Source organism: Sulfolobales archaeon (genome assembly GCA_038897115.1).
GTDB lineage: Archaea > Thermoproteota > Thermoprotei_A > Sulfolobales > AG1 > AG1.
Window position 1 is genome coordinate 34928 of the sequence record JAWAXC010000006.1, and the last position, 17997, is coordinate 52924.

Sequence of the window (17997 nt, forward strand, 5' to 3'; positions counted from 1 at the left end):
TTTAGTAAGGTAGAACGTGAGGAGATATGACGGTAAGGCTCCAAGTGGTTAGGGATCCATATAAGGAGATAAATGATAAGCTTAGAGCTCAGAAGTATCATTTAATAGGCTCCCATTCAGCTGTTAAGAAGTGTTTATGGACACATAAGGCTGTTTATGAGGGTAAATTCTGCTATAAGGGTAAATTTTATGGTATTGAGAGTCATAGATGTATTCAATCCTCTGTATCTACTCAGTGGTGTTGGAACGCATGTATGCACTGCTGGAGATTAAGGCCAACAGATATTGTTGATGAGTGGGATGAGAAGGGTCTCATAAGTATTGATGATCCTAGGTTTATTGTTGAGATGTCTATAATAGAGCATAGAAGAACGATCTCAGGCTATAAGGCTCTCGGCGTTCCTGAGGAGGTCATAAGAGAGGCTATGGATCCAAAGCATGTTGCGATAAGCCTAACAGGTGAGAACACACTCTATCCAAGGCTCGGCGAGTTAATAAAGGAATATCATAGAAGGGGTATAACAACATTTCTAGTTACAAGAGCTGTAAGGCCAGATATACTTGCTAACCTTGATGAGGAGCCTTCCCAGCTCTATATATCCCTTGAGACCTATGATGAAGAGGGCTACGAATTCTTCACAGCCCCCCTTGTGGCGAATGCGTGGAGGCTGACAATGGAGACTATAGAGATGCTCCCCAGCTTCACATGTCCCACAGTATATAGGATAACAGCTGTTAGGGGGTGGAATATGGATGAAAAGGCTGTCAAGGGATTTGCAAGGCTTGTTGAGATAGGGATGCCAACATTCATAGAGGTGAAAGCATATATGCATATCGGCACATCGGTGACAAGGCTTACAAGGGATAACATGCCTACACATGAAGAGATACTAAGATTCGCGGAGGAGCTAGCAAAGGAGACTGGGTATAGGCTTGTATCCCATAGCAGGCCATCCAGAGTAGCTCTTCTATCGAAGCTAGATAAACCCCTTATAAGGCATGGCAATGCTAAGATCTCCTGGTGGGATCCTGACTATGAGGGAGAAGACGAGTATGAATACCAAAGTGTATATGGTGTTATAGCAACTAAATAACCCAATGTCTTAATATATTGCTATGTGTCAAGCTATATTGGTTCAAACCAGTATGTTATATAGCCTTCAGGATCTCTTCTACCAACTTTTAACCTCATCTTCATACCTGGAGCGAGCTTTTCATGGCTATCTACATTTATCCATGCCAATATATTAAAGCCTTGAGGCATTCTCACTATACCAACAATATAGTCTTTTAAATGTGAGAAGCTGAGAGGCTTAACATTTATTACTGTCCATGTTAACAGTTCTCCCTCACCATCTATATCGATCCACTCCATATTCCTTACCCTACACTTAGGGCAGTCGGGCTGGGGTGGGAAGTATATTGTTCCACATTCTTTACATTTAGTTGTTCTAACCACTCCATTCCTCAAACCTTTGAAGAACTCCTCGATATTTTTAACAGGTATTACATATCTTAGCCTTAGCTCTCTCACATCAAGCCACATGGGAGCCCCTGTCTTCGGATCTTGATATATTGGTAGGCCGGTCTCTCTAACAATATTATCTATTAATGATAGAGCCTCCTCAGAAAGCCTGTCTATATGTTCTGGGAGCTTCTTTATAATAGTCTTATCATCGCTCATGGCTTATCCACCGATAGTGCTGCTGTGAATACGTAATGCCCTGTACCACCTACATTATGTGCCAAAGCCCATCCCCTCTTTATAGGAGCCTGCCTCCCCCTCTCCACCCTCTGTTGAAGCTGTCTAGTAAGCTCTACAAGCATACCAACTCCCGTGGCTCCTATTGGATGGCCCTTAGCCTTTAGCCCTCCATCTAGGTTAACCGGTATTAATCCCCCTATATATGTTTGCTTCTCTCTCACCACTATATGCTCCTCACCCTTCTTAACAAATCCCATATCGCTTAAGGCCATTAGCTCTGCTATTGTAAATGCATCGTGGAGATTAGCTACATCGAAGTACTTCGCGGGATTCTTAGGATCTACACCTATTTTCTTGTAGAGCATCTCAGCAGCTACCCTGGTCGCCTCTAAACCTATATAATCGCTTCTCTTACTTAGATTAGAGGTTCCATTCGCATATCCCCACCCTCTTATCCATATAGGCGAATCTGTTATTTTCATAGCTATGTCCTCGCTTGCAAGGATAAGGGCTGCGGCTCCATCTGTTATCGGGGATGAGTCGTAGAGCTTTAGCGGCCATGCAACGTATCTAGAGGACATGCATTGCTCAACAGTGATTCTGTTTTGGAAGTGTGCCTTAGGATTCATCGATCCGTAGTAATGGTTCTTCACAGCAACCTCACATAGATCTTCCTCTCTCACCCCAAACCTCTTCATATATGAGGTGGCATACATAGCATAGTAGCCTGGAAACGTCATCCCAAAGTTCTGGAATTCCCAGAAATAGTTTCCAGCCCTTCCAATCAGCTCGACAACCTGTGGGGTTGTAGATTCATTCATCTTCTCAACACCTATAACAAGGACTATGCTAGCCTCACCACTTGCTATCATGTTATAAGCAGTTCTAGTCGCAGCTAATCCGGTGGCGCATGCAGCCTCAACCCTAATACCGTTTTTCGGTACCAGACCAGCATATTCCCCGATGAGGACAGCTGGTAATGGCTCGCTTGACCAGCTACCGACGTTGCCAACTACAAAGCTATCTATATCCTCAGGGCCTATTCTAGCCTCATCCAGGGCTTCTTTTATAGCTTCATATGCTATCTCTGCTAGTGTTGCATCTGTTCTATAGCCATATCTAGCTATTCCTGTCCCTACTATTGCGACTCTCTTCATAGAACCAACCTCGCAACCTCCTCGGGGATAAGGTTTTTCTCCCTGAGAATCCTTATCAGCTGCCTATATGCTACAAGTCTCTGTATCTCATTTGTCCCCTCATAGATCTGTATGATCTTTACGTCTCTGAGAAACCTCTCAATCCCAGTTTCCCTTATAACACCAACGCCCCCATGAAGATTTATTGCTCTACTAGCTATCTCCTCCGCAGCCTCTGAGGCAAAGAATTTAGCTAGTGAGGCTACAAATGTGAATTCCCTCTTACCCTCATCAGCTAGTTTAGCTGCTAAATAGGCCATATATCTAGATGCAAGGATCTTTGCCAAGATCTCTACGAGATCGAATTGGACTGCTTGGAAGAAAGCTAGTGGATAGCCAAAGGCATACCTCTGATGCACATATTTAAAGGTTTTCTCGAAAAGGGCCTGCGCTATTCCAACAGCCTGTGCAGCTATCCCTATCCTTGTTCTATCAAAGGTCTCCATAGCTATGAGGAACCCCAGATCCTCTGCGCCAACTCTATTATCATCAGGCACAACAACATCCTCCAATGTTAACTCATATATATGGCTTCCCCTAAGCCCCATCTTATCGTACCTCTGATCCAATCTGAACCCGGGGGTTCCCTTTTCAACTATGAAGAACGTTAACCCCATGTGGCGTGATCTCTTATCGGGTGGGGGCGAGGTCCTCGCGAGCACTAAGATATAATCTGCTAGATCTGCATTACTTATAAAGGCTTTCCTCCCATTTATAACCCATTTATCCCCCCTCTTCTCCGCCCTAGTCTGGATCCCCGCTACATCGGAACCGCAGCATGGCTCTGTTACTGCGAAGGCGCCAAATTTCTCTCCTCTCGCTATCTCTGGTAAGTATCTCTTCCTCTGCTCCTCAGATCCAAATAGTATTATGGGTATTGCGAATAGCTCATTAGTTCCTATTACAACGCTAACTGCCGGTGAAACCCTAGAGATCTCCTCAACCAGTATAACCATGCTTATATGATCCTCTCCCTGACCTCCATAGGCTTCTGGAATTCCTATGCCGAAAAATCCCTGTTTAGCCATATCTTCTAAAAGATCCCTTGGTATCTCATCTCTCTCATCGATCTCCATAGCTATAGGCTCGATCTTCTTCTCAACGAACTCACGCACACTTCTTCTGAAGAGCTCATGCTCGCTTGAAAGCTTTATACTAAGATCTTCTAGTGTTTCAAATGGAAAAACCATTACATCACCAAATATCTCTCTGCTAAGGGCTAAAAATGTATTATGCATATAAGAAAGGCTAAGATTAGTAGGAGTGAAATTAACACATAGATTATTATTATTAAACCTAATTATATACAAAGTACATAAACGTTATGCCTTTATATATTTAGCTAAGATAATATTTAGGGGTTGGATATGCAGCCTCCACTATTGTCTTCGGAGGAGGTTTTCAATAAATATATCAAGCCTAGGATATGGGTCAAGAGCTATGATGAGGGGGTTCCCCCAGATGTTGAGATAAAATATTTTCCGCTATATGAGATCCTTGATGAAGCTGTTAGGAGATATCCTAATAGAGATGCGCAAATCTTTATGGGTAGGAGGATTAGCTATAAAACACTAGGGGATCATAGTGATAGGCTTGCACATGCTTTTAAAGAGATGGGGGTTGGAAAGGGAGATGTAATTGCTCTTCACATGCCAAATAGCCCCTCATATACTATAGCGTTTTTCGCAGCCCTCAAGGTAGGGGCTATAGTTTCTCCAATGAATCCTCTCTATACACCTAGAGAGATAGCCTTCCAAATCAAATCCTCAGGATCGAGGATCCTGGTGACCACCAACATCCTCTATAAAAATGCTGAGCAAGCCTTGAAGGAGGTAAAGGTTGAGAGGGTTATAGTAGCTGGTATTGAAGACTATATGCCACCTCTTCTAAAGCCCCTGGCTAGGCTTAGGCTTAAACCGCCTAAGATAAGCTATAGTGATAAGATAGTAAGGCTATCTGATCTCATTAGGAGCTATAGCCCTTCTACATATAGGGAAAAGATCGATCCTCTTGAGGATATAGCAGCTCTTATGTATACAGGTGGAACTACAGGTGTGCCAAAGGGTGCTAAGATTCTACATGGAAATATAGTGGCTAATCTACAACAGATAAAGCCCTTATATGATGTGATTAGAAAGAAGAGATCTGTTGAAGGTCCTATGAGGTTCATCGGGATCCTACCCTGGTACCATATATATGGCTTGGTAGTTGTCATGCTATACTCGATATACGATGGTGGAACTGTTATAGTGTTTCCAAGACCCGATATAGAGGGTCTGATGAAGAGTGTGGAAAAGTATAGAGCCCACGTTCTCCATGGAGTGCCGACCCTCTATAATGCGATAATTAATCATCCAAAGGTAGATAGGTATAGGTTGAACACGCTTCTATTCTGTATATCAGGAGCAGCACCTCTACCAATAGAGGTTGCTAAGAGGTTTGAGGCGCGAACAGGTGCTGTTCTGAGAGAGGGCTATGGCTTAACGGAGACAGCTGTTGTAACCCACGTTAACCCCCTATATGGGAAGAATAAGTTGGGTAGCATAGGTATTCCAATACCCAGTACATATGCTGCCATAGCAGATCTAGAGAAACCCATCTTGCTCCCTCCGGGAGCTGTTGGTGAGATCGTGATCTCCGGGCCGCAGGTTATGAAGGGCTATACAGCTGAGGATGAGAATAGAGATGCATTCTTCACAGCACATGGTCTTAGATGGTTCAGAACAGGGGATATAGGTTATATGGATGAAGAGGGCTATTTCTATGTGCTGGATAGAAAGAAAGAGATGATCAAGTATAAGGGCTATTCTGTATATCCAAGGGAGATAGAGGAGGTTCTAATGATGCATGAATGTGTTAAAGAAGCAGCTGTAGTGGGAATCCCAGCACCAGATGTTGGAGAGATCCCTAAGGCTTTTATAGTACTTAAAAGTGAGTGTAAGGATAAAGTTAGAGAGACTGATATATTGAAATGGGTAGAGGATAAGTTAGCACCATATAAGAGGCCAAAGGTTGTAGAGTTTAGAGAGGAGCTCCCTAAAAGCCCTGTTGGAAAGATACTCAGAAGAGTTCTAAGGGATGAGGAGTTGAAGAAGCTCTCCCTAGGAGGAAAGTAATTTCGCTCCTTCAACTGAAAGGTTTCAATAATTATTTTATTCTAGATGGTTCTCACTTTTGATGGTAAATATGCAGTTAAGGATCCTTATTAAATCCTTATAGTGAAGCTGGCCAGGAGCTGTTGGCTCACTTACATAGCCATATATAAGTTTGGATCCGAGAATACCGAATGCCAGCCTCTCCATAGGATCAGCTGCGATTGGCATGAGGGAGAGGTTCTCATATCCTATATCGAGTAGAGATGATAGAAGAGCCCTGTAACCTTTAAACGCTTTAACAGCTATCTTCACACTATAGGCTTTATCAACATATCTAGTTATAGCTTCCATAACCTCTTCCGTTGTAGGTAATCTATTTATATAATGTATAGATACGATTCTACCCTCATATGGAACATCATATCTCTTAAGGTATGATGCCTCAACATCATACATAATCCCTAGCTCATATAGCCTTTTGAGATATCTAGATTTCCACACCGCATCAACGGCCCTCACACCTCCTTCTGAGGTCTCCCTTATCGTTACTATAATTTTAGATCTATACTTAGCCAGCCTCTCAGGATCTAGTAGGGTTGGGTTCTCCATATAGTCGAGTCTGAGTTCTATAAAGTCAGCCTCTTCTATACCGTCTATTAGATCTAGATCAGCGGTTGTCCTTATAGGAAGCGATGCTACTACCAGAGGCTTTTTAACCATCAATCCTCAGGACACCACCTATCAATCTAAGATCATTCCAGAAGCTAGGATTACTCTTATTAACACACTCCGCATTCTCTATTACACCACCTATCTTTAGAGCGAGCGCTGAGGCCATCATAGCTATCCTATGGTCACCTCCACAATCTATTATAGCTTCTCTTAAATCCATACTACGCTGACCCTCAATTTCTAGAAAACCCTCTCTATAAGATGCCCTAATATTAAAGCTCCTTAGAGTATTTATTATAGTTTCGATCCTATTGCTCTCCTTAATCCTAAGCCTCTCCACACCCCCGATCCTAGTTGTTCCATTTGCCATAGCTGCCACAGGTGCTATAGATGGCCCGAGATCAGGGGCGTCCTCTATATCAACACTTATAGCATTATATTCATCACTAGCTTCAGCATGCCAAGAGCCATCTATATATCTGCTATAAGCCCCCATAGACCTGTAGATCTCCACTATCGAATGATCTCCAAAATAATCCCGCGGCTGTGGTAGATCATAAATCTCTATCGAACCCCCTGTTATGAGTGCCGAGGCCACATAGAATGAGGATAAAGCGTAGTCACCTTCTACTTTTCTCTTAACGATGCTGGGCTTTTCAACCCTCTCTACGGATATTTTATCTATATCTATTATTGTGTTACATCCAAAATCTCTTAGTACATCTCGTGTTAAATATATATAGCTTTTAGACACTATTGGGGGATCAATATAGATATTGCCATACTCCTTGAGGCAAAATGCTATCATATACCCAGATATATATTGACTGCTCTCCGAACCCCTTATTCTGATCCAGTTATCATCTAGTCTTCCCTCAACAACTATTGGAAGCCTTGTTGACGAGATATTCACACCCCTATCTCTTGTGGCTTCTACTATTGCGTCTAAAGGTCTTCTTCTTAGTGTATAGTCACCATCTATATAGACTCTCCCTCCAATCACGGTTATTATTGGTATTAGGATCCTAAGAGTGGTTGCGGAGCCCCCTACATAGATCCTCTCATTAACGATCCTCGGCATATCTTTAGTCTCAAACCTAGCTCCACTAATTCTAACCCCTAGCGCCTCTACAGCCCTTATAGCTGCTCTCACATCATCCGAAAGTGGAAGATCCTCTATTTCCACAGGGGATAACAATGATGAGAAAATAAGCCTTATAGCATGGCTCTTAGATCTTGGTGCTTTAAGCCTCCCACTTATCTTGGATCTTTCTAAATACACCTTCATAGCTATAACCTCGTAATACTGACAGGCTCTACCACTATAGTTCTACCCTCTCTTAGAAATAGATCTACAAGTGGGCCTTCATCACCTTTTCTAGCTAAAGCAAAGATCGACGGGCCATTACCAGAAACACCCGAAGCTAGGGCTCCAAGCTCTAAGGCCTTCTTTATAAGTTTTGTATCATATCCAAGGATCTCTGCCACAGCTATTCCGTTAAGCCTCATCGCGGTTATTATATCTCCCTTCAAAGCTATTTTAAAGATCTCTGTGAAGAGTGTTTCAAACCTCTTGAGAGACCCTAGATCTACTTTTGGCCTACCACCTCTAACAAGGATAACAGCTACAACGTCGTCAGGGGGGTTTCTAAGATCTATGATCCTCATCTCCCTATTATTTGTTAATGATATACCACCGTGATATGCTGCTGTTGCATCATCATAAGCCCCGGTTACTGAGACACCAGCTTTTATTGAGAGCTCAGCTGCTAGCTTTGGCGTATCTATATCTTTCAAGCTATATTTAGCTTTTATAGCCTCTATAAGCGCTACAGCTACAGCACTACTTGTTTTTAACCCGCTTTCAGGAGGTAGCGGGGATCTCACTATAATCCTCAGCTCTGGCAAACCGATCTTCTCTTTAAAATAGTTTACAATGGTTCTCGTTAAGTTAGTATGTGCTCCACTACCTTCTTCAACATCAACCTCAATTTTAATGTTGATAGCCATCGTAGATCCCAGCCAGCTGGGGATTGCATTAACTATCGAGATCCCTGCGAAGGCCCACATGCCTCTCTATACCTCCTCCAACCTTCCTCGATCTTATCTGCATCGCCTGGGGATATTCTAACGGGATTTATAACCCCAGATCTTATCGCATGATCCGCGATCACCAGGGCCACCATCGATTCTACCACCGAGACCCCTCTAATAGCTACAGCAGGGTCGTGTCTACCTGTTACCGATATAAATGTTTCTTGCATTGTTCTAAGATCTATTGTTTTCTGGGGCTTCCTAATAGAGCTTGTTGGTTTGAAGGCACATCTAATCACTATATCCTCGCCCGTGGTTATGCCTCCCAGAATGCCACCACTATAGTTATACCTCCATCTAGGTCTACCATCCCTTAGCACGATCTCATCGCTAGCCTCACTCCCCCTCATCTTAGAGGCTTTAAAACCAAGTCCATATTCGAACCCAACAACAGCTGGTATTGACATAACAGCCTTTGCCAGATCAGCCTTGATCTTGTCGAAAACAGGCTCGCCGAGACCTGCTGGGGGGTTCTTCACAACAATCTCTGCAACACCTCCATAGCTATCACCCTCCTTCATAGCCTGCATTATCATCTCCTCATAGATCTTCTCTATATCCTTTCTACAGGCTCTAACAGGGCTATTACGGGAACATAGGATCTCTTCGAAGCTAGGTGTTATATCGATTTCAAAGGGTCCTAGGCTTCGTAGATGCCCAGCGATCCATGTGTCTGTAAGCATTAACAGCTTCTTCGCTATTGCACCTCCAATCACCCTTGCAACGGTCTCTCTCGCGCTAGCCCTCCCACCCCCTCTATAGTCCCAGTTCTCATATCCATATCTCATTATATATGGAAGATCAGCATGTCCAGGTCTAGGTTTATACCTTATCTCCTCATACGGCTTGGAGATAACATCTACATTCCTAACTATAACCGCTATAGGAGCTCCTGTGGTTCTTCCATTGAAGACCCCAGAGAGGATCTCTGGCTTATCCTCCTCCCTCCTACTAGATACATAGAGCCTCCCAGGTCTTCTAAAAGATAGCTCAAATGCTATATCATCTTCACTTAATGGAAGCCCAGCAGGCACACCATCTATAACCACCCCTACGGCTACTCCATGGCTCTCGCCGAAGGTGGTTATTCTCAGCATTCCACCGAAGGTATTTCCCGGCATAGGTATTTCATAACCTCCTCCTCTAAATATAGAAGATCTCTACCATGCCATATACTCTGTGCTAGGAGAGCCTGCCTCACTAGAATTTCAAGCCCATTGATAAAGGGTATTCCTCTCTCGATTGCAGCTATTATAAGCTGTGTCTTCACAGGCCTATAAACAAGATCTATTATGAGGGTGCTTCTAAGGCATCTAGATGGGATATATGATGGGTCTGGCGTTGCGTTTAGAACCACATCATAGCCTTCGCTACAGTTCTCCATGATATATGCTTCATATCCAGAGTCTCTAAGTCTAGCCACCAGCTCCTCTGCTCTAGCTCTAGTCCTATTCATTATATATATGCTACACCCTAGATCCCCTAGCGCGTATGAAGAAGCCTTTGCAGCCCCGCCTGCCCCGGCCACCAGGCATTTCATACCATCTAAGCCTCCAAATCTCTCTTGAACAAGCTGTTTAATCGCTAGATAATCTGTATTATACCCTCTTTTCATATAAACCGTGTTTACAGCGCCGATCTTTTCCACAATAGGTTCTAACTCTTCTAAATATTTAGTGGCCCTCTCTTTATATGGTATTGTTATGTTTAGCCCTCTAGATATCTCTAGAAGCCCTCTAAAAGCTATATCGAAGCTCTCCTCTGCTATATCAAATGCTAAATATACAGAGTTATCGCCTATGAGTTCGAATATATGGTTATGTATAGCTGGTGATAATGAATAGCTTATCCCCATACCAACTAAGCAGTAGAGATTTGTTGTTGCATCTATTCTAGGCATGATTTTAAACACACCTCAAGATCCTCTACCTTTACCTCTACACCCCGCCACATACCTACTCCTGTTAGAAGGGGTAGCCTTATAGATCCTCTTCTCCTCTTTTTATCCCTTCTAAGCGCTTCAACAGCCCTTTCCATATCTATATCAACACCGAGCTCCCTAGCTGATGTGGGTAATCTATAGATCCTCAGTATATTAATTAGAAACTCTATAACCTTTCCCCCAATCATACCCATTTTCTCTGCGAGCAGGGCTTCACATACCATCCCAACCGATATAGCCTTTCCATGGGGTACTCTGAAACCACTACCGGCTTCAATCGCATGCCCTATTGTGTGTCCATAGTTAAGCACTATTCTAATACCCATGTTATCTCTCTCATCTATCTCAACTATTTTCATCTTATTCACAGCAGATCTATATATGATCTCCTCGATCATATTTTCATCCAGGCTCAGGATCTCTTTACTCCTGCTCTCTAGTAGGAAGCATAGCTCTCGATCAAGGGTTATGCAGTACTTTACAACCTCTGCCAAGCCATTTAATATCTCCTCCAATGGGAGTGTAGCTAAGAAAGATGTTTCCGATATAACCAGGTTAGGCTGGTAGAACGTCCCTAGAACATTTTTAACACCATCGAAATTAACACCGTTCTTCCCCCCCATAGCTGCGTCAACCATTCCGAGGAGAGTTGTTGGGATGTTGATCAGCTTAACCCCTCTCCTATATATAGATGCAGCAAAGCCTGCCACATCTAAAACAGTTCCACCCCCTACTGCCACTATCCACTCCAGATCTGGCGAGGCAGTTCTATGGATCAGCCTTATGATTTCCAAGACATTCTCTATATCCTTAGCCCTTTCCCCATCTTCAACCCCTATAACTCTTGCTACATTGTCTAGCTTCTCAGCCACATTTCTGGGATCTATCTTTCTGCTATGTATTATTACAGCTTCACCTTCCACATCCTTCAGAATATCTAGAGAACCTTTACCAATAGCTATTTTTGTCTCTCTATTACATAGCTTTGAGATATAGATCCTCATAGATCCCTACCCACAGCTTTTGCCACAGATCTCAGCTTATCGATTAGCCTGCTAAACTCCTCTATAGTAAGCTGTTGCTCAGAATCGCTTAGAGCTTTTTCGGGATTTGGATGAACCTCTATTAAAAGCATGTCAACACCAGCTGCTACTGAGGCTAGGGCTAGAGGAGCTACCAGATCTCTTTTTCCAGCAGGGTGGCTAGGATCAACGCATATTGGTAGATGTGTGAGTTTCTTTGCAAGAACAGCCCCACCTATATCTAGTGTAAATCTGGTTCCATGCTCAAAACTCCTTATCCCCCTCTCGCAGAGGACTAAGGATCCGTTTCCCTCGAGTAATATGTATTCCGCGCTTTGAAGCCACTCATCAACAGTATTTCCAAAACCTCTCTTAAGCAGCACAGGTTTCCCACTCCTACCAACCTCTCTTAATAAGGGGAAGTTCTGCGAGTTTCTAGCACCTATCTGGAGCATATGGACATACTCCTTGAAGAGGCTAATATCCCTGGGATCCATTATCTCAGATACTATAGGCATGCCGGTCTCCTCCGAAACCCTTTTAAGGATCTTAAGCCCCTCTTCTCCAAGACCTTGGAAGGAGTATGGGCTTGTCCTAGGCTTGAAAGCCCCTCCCCTCAATATTGAGACGCCAAGACGCTTTAGCGCCTTAGCAACCTCGATCATCTGCTCAACACTCTCCACAGAGCATGGGCCAGCTGCGATCACAACTTTGCTACCCCCTATCTCGATGCCTTCAACATCTACAATGGTATCTCTATCCCTCCACTCCCTACTAGCAAGGGGATATGGCTTCTTAACTCTAAAGAGACTCTCTATCGAGGGATCTGCTATGCCTTCGACCAGGCTATCAGGCCATGCAATTACTATGGATTTGCCATATAGCCTAGTTACTCTATAAGAGGCGGATCTATCTCTTAGCTTCTCTAGAACACTTGATAGATCACCGTTTTCCTTTATCGTAATAATGATCATGGATAATCACCTCCGAATATTCTGGCTACCTTTATCAATGCTTCAACACCTACCCTCCTAGCTTCGGAGGCATATTTATTATACCTTTGGATCTCCTTGATCACTTCAGCATTATTTTTAATCCTTTCAACAACCTCATCAATCTTTCTCATATTATATGTTCTAAACATTCTATATTCAACACCATATCTCCTAGAAAGATCTTCAATAGCTTCAGATAGTGCTAGCATGTAGAGATGGGGTATAACCTGGACTATCGCCATAGCCCTCTCATGCTCATCATATCCTGCGATAACTGGTACAAGTCCTATTGAAGACCAAAAGATCATTGCCTCCTCAAGCACCTCAGCCCCAGTATCGCTTGGGATCAGGACTATGGTTTCACCATAGGGGAGAATCGATGGGCCGAAGAGCGGGTGTGTCGATATATAGCTAAAGCCTAGCTCCTTCGAGGCAGAGGCCATCTTCTCGTAGATCCCTGTTTTAGCTGATAATATATCCATAACGATCTTCCCCTTCATATAGGTGGCAAGGCTATCCACATATCCATTGGTAAAGGCTTCTCTAGAGAGTGCTATCACAACATAATCGCTTCTCAAGATAATATCCCTGGGATCTCCATATTCACATCCTATCGCCCCAGCGAGATCCCTAGCCTTCTCAGGATCTCTTCCACCTATCATCACCCTATGTCCTGCGAGCACCATCATCTCGCCTAAGGTTCTAGCCATGCCCCCATATCCTAGCACTGCAACCCTCTTGCTATTAGTGGTTAGGGTTGTCTGAACAGCTATAGAGTAGCGTATGAGTATCTTAGCTATTTCTCTTGCCAGGCTCTCTGGAATACCTTTCTCCCTGGACAGCCGGATCCATCTCTCCTCCACCTCCGCCTCTCTGGTAAGATCTCTTATGGGCGCACCCTTCGCCTTTTTAAGTAGCCCTATCTTCATAGCTATATCTAGCCTCCTTCTTATTAGCTCTATAAGCTCTCCATCTATCCTATCTATCTCTCTCCTAAGCATTTCGATCTCTTCTAACACCTCTGATCACCTCTAGCACGGCCTTAACAACACTGTTTCTGCCGAGGCCAAAGTATTCTATCAGCTCTTCATGTGTTTTAGCTGTTCTACCAAAGGTCTTAGCACCGAGCATCCTCATAGGAACTGGGTATCTGCTAACAACAACCTCAGCAACGGCTGAGCCTAAGCCTCCATATATGCTGTGCTCCTCAATAGTTACTATAGCCCCAGTTTTTCTAGCATACCTCTCTATGATCTCCTCATCTATCGGCTTAATAGTTGACATGTTTATCACCGCAGCACTTATACCCATTCTCTCCAGCTCCTTAGAAGCTTCGAGGGCGCTCCAGAGAACAACGCCTGCCCCTATTATCGCTACATCTTCTCCATCTCTAAGTATTGAGGCTCTGCCGATTTTGAACCCCTCTTCAAGATCTTTGGTTATTGGGGGTGAGTAGTCTCTCCCAACTCTATAGTATATCGGCCCCCTCCCATTTAGCACAACCTCTGGCAGGCTTCTCTCAACCTCATATGCATCTGCAGGTACTATTACAGTCATATTTGGTATAACCCTCATTAATGCTATATCCTCCAACGCCTGGTGGCTTGATCCATCGATGCTATCGCTATACCCAGCATGTGTGGCTATGAACTTAACATTTAGATTCATCCTAGCAGTTGTATTCCTTATCTGCTCCCAGGCCCTCATAAGAAACATTGCGAAGCCTACTACAACAGGCTTCATCCCGCTTGCTGCGAGTCCTGCGGCGAAGTTCACCATATGTTGCTCCGCTATACCAACGTTGAAATATCTCTCGGGAAAACGATCTCTGAAGTATGAGGCTCTAGTGGAATCACCTACATCAGCTGTGATCACAACCAAGTCTCTATCAACCTCCCCAAGACGCACTAGGGTTCTCCCAAGCGCTTCACGCATTGAGGATAGCTCTTTTAACACTATCGACACCCGGCTTCTGGATCTTTGTGTTCTCTATCTCAACAACACCCTTCCCTCTAACAGTTTTAGCAAATATAGCTGTTGGCATGTTAGAGGATAGAGCCTCGCTTATAGCTCTATCCAGGCTAGCAATGCTATGTCCATCACACATTATAACTTTCCACCCAACGATCCTCCATACATATGGTAGATAGTGCTTTGGCTTTATATCCTCTGTTGAGCCATCCAGCTGAAAGCCATTGTTGTCGACGATCACCACTAGGTTATCCAGCTTTTTAGCAGCAGCATGTGTCATAGCCTCCCAAACCTCTCCCTCATCCTGCTCACCATCCCCCATAACAACGTATACCCTTCCCCTACCACCTCGGATCTTGATCCCCATTGCAACTCCTACACCAAAGCTAAGGCCCTGCCCAAGACTCCCAGTAGACATATCAACTCCTGGTATGCTTATCTCTGGATGTCCTTGGAGAATGCTAGATATATCATGGATCTTCTCAAGCTCTTTTATAGATATAATCCCACTTTCTGCTAGGGCCGCATAGAGGGTTGGGGCTGCGTGTCCCTTGCTTAGTATAAGCCAATCCCTATTTATAGGATCACTAGATCTTCTTAAATATTTAAACATTAGTATAGCTAGTATTTCTACAGAGCTTAACGAAGATCCTAGATGTAGGGATTGATCGTGGAGATACATATTCAGAACATGACTTCTTATCCTAGAAGCTAGGAGCTCTATATCCCCTAAGCTTCTAGGATTCCCCATTGGTATTGGAACTCCATCTCCCCACCAACCTCGGAATGAGTAAAGAGTTAACCGGTATATAAGCTTTTCTCTTCTAAATTATGATAAATAATTCCTCAACTATATGATTGATCTAGGATTTATGCGAGCTATATGGAAAAAGGTGAAGAGAGATCCTCGATATAGAGCTTAACAAGGATATATGTGATATTAATGCTATAAAACCGTGAAGCCCTATGTTAGGGGTAGGTTTAGCTTTAGCGCCTTTACAATCTCCTTATATCTATTTCTAACCGTAACCTCGGTCACCCCAGCTACCATAGCTATTTCTTTCTGAGTCTTTTTCTCGTTATTTAGGAGGCATGCTATGTATACCGCCGCAGCAGCTATCCCAGCAGGGTCTTTCCCAGCACCTATACCTGTATCCCTTATCTTCTTCAGGATATCCTTTGCAGTTGCCTCTATACTCCCACTTAGACCTAGTGTGCTTATTATCTTTGGTACATAGTGGAATGGATCTGGTTTCGGCATCTCAAGCCCCAGCTCCTTCCAGTCTAGCTCTTTATAGAGGAGTCTGAAGCATCTGGCCAGCTCCTTCCTCCCGCTTCTTGTGTATTGTGCTATCTCATCTAGGCTCCTCGGAACATTCATGATCCTGCATGCTGCGTAGAGGGCTGCGGCTACAACACTCTCTATAGCCCTCCCCCTCACAAGGCCTGCCTCAACAGCCTTTCTATATATTATCGCGGCCTGCTCCTGCACCTCCTTCGGCAATCCAAGGGAGTTTGCTAGCCTCTGAAGCTCTGAGCTAGCCTGTGTTAGGTTTCTATCTATAGCGTTCTGAACCTTTGTTCTGATCTGCCACTTTCTTATCCTAGCATACTCCATTTTCTTCTTAAGATCCAGCTTCTTACCAGTAGCATCTCTATCCTTATAATCTATAATAGTCACAAGACCTATATCCTCCATCGCGGGGGCGAGGGGAGAGCCAGACCTAGTTCTCCTCTCCCTCTCCTCCGGCGTGAATGCTCTCCACTCAGGCCCTTGATCCACAATCCTCTCCTCTAGAACCTCCCCTGTCTCCTCGCATATATAGGCTCCCCTAGCTATATCTATCACTATTTTATCAGGCGGGCATCTAACCTCTTGGTTAGAGTCTTCCCTAACCTTTACAGCCACCTCGTTAACTCCGGAAGCCATATTCAAAAAACACCCCCATTACCAACTAGGCACAGCATAATATATATTCGTTAGAAAGCTTATAAATATAACGCCTCGTGGTTCTATATACTCAAGGCTGATCTATAAAATATCTAGCCACGATCTTTGCCAACTCCTCAGGCTCCCACCTAGATCCCGATGCTATTTTTCGTCCATTAACAGCTATCACAGGTAGCTTTCCACTCCTATAGAGGAGCATTTTCATCAAACCCCTGAGGGTTAGAGCCTCTATTATATATACTCTCGCATATATCCTCTTAGTCACCTCATTAATAAACCTAGTTATCTTTGTAGAGAGCTCTAGAACCTCTTTAGGATACTCCTTAAGCTGCTCGGGCTTATAATCAGCTCCGAAGCCCATCATCAAGATCTCGCAGTGCTCGCAGTGGCCAAGCATTATGGGGCTGATCGTTATGATCTCTATGGTGATATATCTCCCACCAGTTTTGATCCTAAACATGGCACTGGCTACCCCCAATACTTCTCAATACACCATCTACCCAGTCGCCTCCACCTATGAATTCCACTAACATAGTTCTATCTGTAACGCTGCAATATAGATGAATACCCAACACTCTATGGATTTTAAAGCCGTATCTCTTTCTATAAATATATGCCTTAGCACTATGCCCCGAGATAGTCACCTCATATACCCTCTCAGCATTTCTGAGATCCTTCATAGATCTGTGATCCCTATAGCCAGGCCATATCTTTAGTCTAAGCATGATCTCCCCTAAAGGCGTTGCTATTCCATGCTCAACCTCACCCTCTCTAACCCACTTCACACTACCCTGCCTCGTGCTAGCGAATACATCTGAGTTCATAGGTATAACCACTACCCTCCAGTCAAGGGGTAGTGAGAGAACTATATAGTTATAAACACCAGTTATTATATTGCCAACAGCTATTGTGACAAGCCTGTTCTCAGTGTATGTCATGCTCACTGATCACCTCAAGAATATCTTTGTCTCTAAGGCTTCTCTTCTTAAAATCCTCTATCTCGCCTACTAGATATGGTAGGAGCCTTAGTGTATAGTAGTTTGAGATAAACGGTATTCCTAGGAATTCGCCGAGTAATAAGAGATATAGTGAGTCCTTGTAGCTCCTAGCTATGTGGAGGGTCTCTCTATATAGATCAAATGTGCTCATCCCAAATATAAAATCCATTATTATATCCCTAGCTCTCTTTAGATCTATTTGTATCCTATTCAGGATCCTCATGAAGACGCCTCAAGATCTTTGAGAAGTCTTCTAAGCCTTTCTAACCCCACCACATCCTCTGGGTATAACGGTATATAGCCTATCACCTGATCTCCAAAGAGCTTTCTTATATACTCTAGATTCCTCTCTTGCT

General features: G+C 43.7%; 19 protein-coding genes. 2 read left to right on the top strand and 17 right to left on the bottom strand.

All coding sequences use genetic code 11. The annotated features are described in order from the left end of the window. Nucleotides 1-26: 26 nt before the first annotated feature. The gene (gene twy1, locus QXE01_01860; protein ID MEM4969979.1) at nucleotides 27-1094 is read left to right on the top strand and encodes a 4-demethylwyosine synthase TYW1; all 1068 of its coding nucleotides are present in this window, start codon (nucleotides 27-29) and stop codon (nucleotides 1092-1094) included. A gap of 32 nt (nucleotides 1095-1126) precedes the next feature. Here the strand turns inward: twy1 and QXE01_01865 are convergent, their stop codons facing one another. From QXE01_01865 to QXE01_01875, 3 genes are read right to left on the bottom strand one after another with little or no spacing between them, the layout of a single operon-like run. After that, nucleotides 1127-1684: a Zn-ribbon domain-containing OB-fold protein gene (locus QXE01_01865; protein ID MEM4969980.1), complete on the bottom strand. Its 558-nt coding sequence runs from the start codon at nucleotides 1682-1684 to the stop codon at nucleotides 1127-1129. Continuing rightward, a complete protein-coding gene (locus tag QXE01_01870) occupies nucleotides 1681-2862 on the bottom strand; it encodes a thiolase domain-containing protein (protein ID MEM4969981.1) in 1182 nt (393 codons plus the stop codon). Before QXE01_01870 ends, QXE01_01865 begins: the two co-directional genes overlap by 4 nt. Then, complete coding sequence (locus QXE01_01875) at nucleotides 2859-4091, bottom strand: acyl-CoA dehydrogenase family protein (GenBank protein MEM4969982.1); 1233 nt, start codon at nucleotides 4089-4091, stop codon at nucleotides 2859-2861. The genes QXE01_01870 and QXE01_01875 overlap by 4 nt, the downstream gene beginning before the upstream one ends. 177 nt (nucleotides 4092-4268) lie before the next feature. Between QXE01_01875 and QXE01_01880 the strand changes: the two genes are divergently transcribed. Further along, the gene (locus QXE01_01880; GenBank protein ID MEM4969983.1) at nucleotides 4269-6017 is read left to right on the top strand and encodes a long-chain fatty acid--CoA ligase; all 1749 of its coding nucleotides are present in this window, start codon (nucleotides 4269-4271) and stop codon (nucleotides 6015-6017) included. A gap of 36 nt (nucleotides 6018-6053) precedes the next feature. Here QXE01_01880 and QXE01_01885 read toward each other — a convergent pair whose 3' ends face one another. From QXE01_01885 to QXE01_01950, 14 genes are all read right to left on the bottom strand, one after another. Next, on the bottom strand, nucleotides 6054-6716 hold the full coding sequence (locus QXE01_01885) for a type I 3-dehydroquinate dehydratase (protein MEM4969984.1): 663 nt from the start codon (nucleotides 6714-6716) through the stop codon (nucleotides 6054-6056). After that, a complete protein-coding gene (aroA, locus tag QXE01_01890) occupies nucleotides 6709-7956 on the bottom strand; it encodes a 3-phosphoshikimate 1-carboxyvinyltransferase (protein ID MEM4969985.1) in 1248 nt (415 codons plus the stop codon). Before aroA ends, QXE01_01885 begins: the two co-directional genes overlap by 8 nt. 2 nt (nucleotides 7957-7958) lie before the next feature. After that, nucleotides 7959-8738: a shikimate kinase gene (locus QXE01_01895; GenBank protein ID MEM4969986.1), complete on the bottom strand. Its 780-nt coding sequence runs from the start codon at nucleotides 8736-8738 to the stop codon at nucleotides 7959-7961. Next, on the bottom strand, nucleotides 8711-9883 hold the full coding sequence (gene aroC, locus QXE01_01900) for a chorismate synthase (GenBank protein ID MEM4969987.1): 1173 nt from the start codon (nucleotides 9881-9883) through the stop codon (nucleotides 8711-8713). Before aroC ends, QXE01_01895 begins: the two co-directional genes overlap by 28 nt. Next, nucleotides 9853-10665, bottom strand: coding sequence for a shikimate dehydrogenase (locus QXE01_01905; GenBank protein ID MEM4969988.1), 813 nt, complete (start codon nucleotides 10663-10665; stop codon nucleotides 9853-9855). Before QXE01_01905 ends, aroC begins: the two co-directional genes overlap by 31 nt. Beyond that, nucleotides 10650-11708, bottom strand: coding sequence for a 3-dehydroquinate synthase (aroB, locus tag QXE01_01910; GenBank protein ID MEM4969989.1), 1059 nt, complete (start codon nucleotides 11706-11708; stop codon nucleotides 10650-10652). Before aroB ends, QXE01_01905 begins: the two co-directional genes overlap by 16 nt. Then, entirely contained in the window at nucleotides 11705-12700 is a 996-nt protein-coding gene (gene aroF, locus QXE01_01915) for a 3-deoxy-7-phosphoheptulonate synthase (GenBank protein ID MEM4969990.1), read from the bottom strand. Before aroF ends, aroB begins: the two co-directional genes overlap by 4 nt. Continuing rightward, nucleotides 12697-13740, bottom strand: a complete 1044-nt coding sequence (locus tag QXE01_01920) for a chorismate mutase (GenBank protein ID MEM4969991.1) — start codon at nucleotides 13738-13740, stop codon at nucleotides 12697-12699. Before QXE01_01920 ends, aroF begins: the two co-directional genes overlap by 4 nt. Beyond that, nucleotides 13715-14680 carry a transketolase family protein gene (locus tag QXE01_01925; protein MEM4969992.1) on the bottom strand — a complete coding sequence of 322 codons (966 nt, stop codon included), beginning with the start codon at nucleotides 14678-14680 and terminating at the stop codon, nucleotides 13715-13717. The genes QXE01_01920 and QXE01_01925 overlap by 26 nt, the downstream gene beginning before the upstream one ends. Then, on the bottom strand, nucleotides 14649-15443 hold the full coding sequence (locus QXE01_01930) for a 1-deoxy-D-xylulose-5-phosphate synthase N-terminal domain-containing protein (protein ID MEM4969993.1): 795 nt from the start codon (nucleotides 15441-15443) through the stop codon (nucleotides 14649-14651). Before QXE01_01930 ends, QXE01_01925 begins: the two co-directional genes overlap by 32 nt. A gap of 213 nt (nucleotides 15444-15656) precedes the next feature. After that, nucleotides 15657-16622 carry a transcription initiation factor IIB gene (locus QXE01_01935; GenBank protein MEM4969994.1) on the bottom strand — a complete coding sequence of 322 codons (966 nt, stop codon included), beginning with the start codon at nucleotides 16620-16622 and terminating at the stop codon, nucleotides 15657-15659. A gap of 91 nt (nucleotides 16623-16713) precedes the next feature. Next, entirely contained in the window at nucleotides 16714-17103 is a 390-nt protein-coding gene (locus QXE01_01940; protein ID MEM4969995.1) for a hypothetical protein, read from the bottom strand. Further along, complete coding sequence (locus tag QXE01_01945) at nucleotides 17096-17581, bottom strand: hypothetical protein (GenBank protein MEM4969996.1); 486 nt, start codon at nucleotides 17579-17581, stop codon at nucleotides 17096-17098. Before QXE01_01945 ends, QXE01_01940 begins: the two co-directional genes overlap by 8 nt. Next, complete coding sequence (locus QXE01_01950) at nucleotides 17568-17864, bottom strand: hypothetical protein (GenBank protein MEM4969997.1); 297 nt, start codon at nucleotides 17862-17864, stop codon at nucleotides 17568-17570. The genes QXE01_01945 and QXE01_01950 overlap by 14 nt, the downstream gene beginning before the upstream one ends. Between the last annotated feature and the right edge of the window lie 133 nt (nucleotides 17865-17997).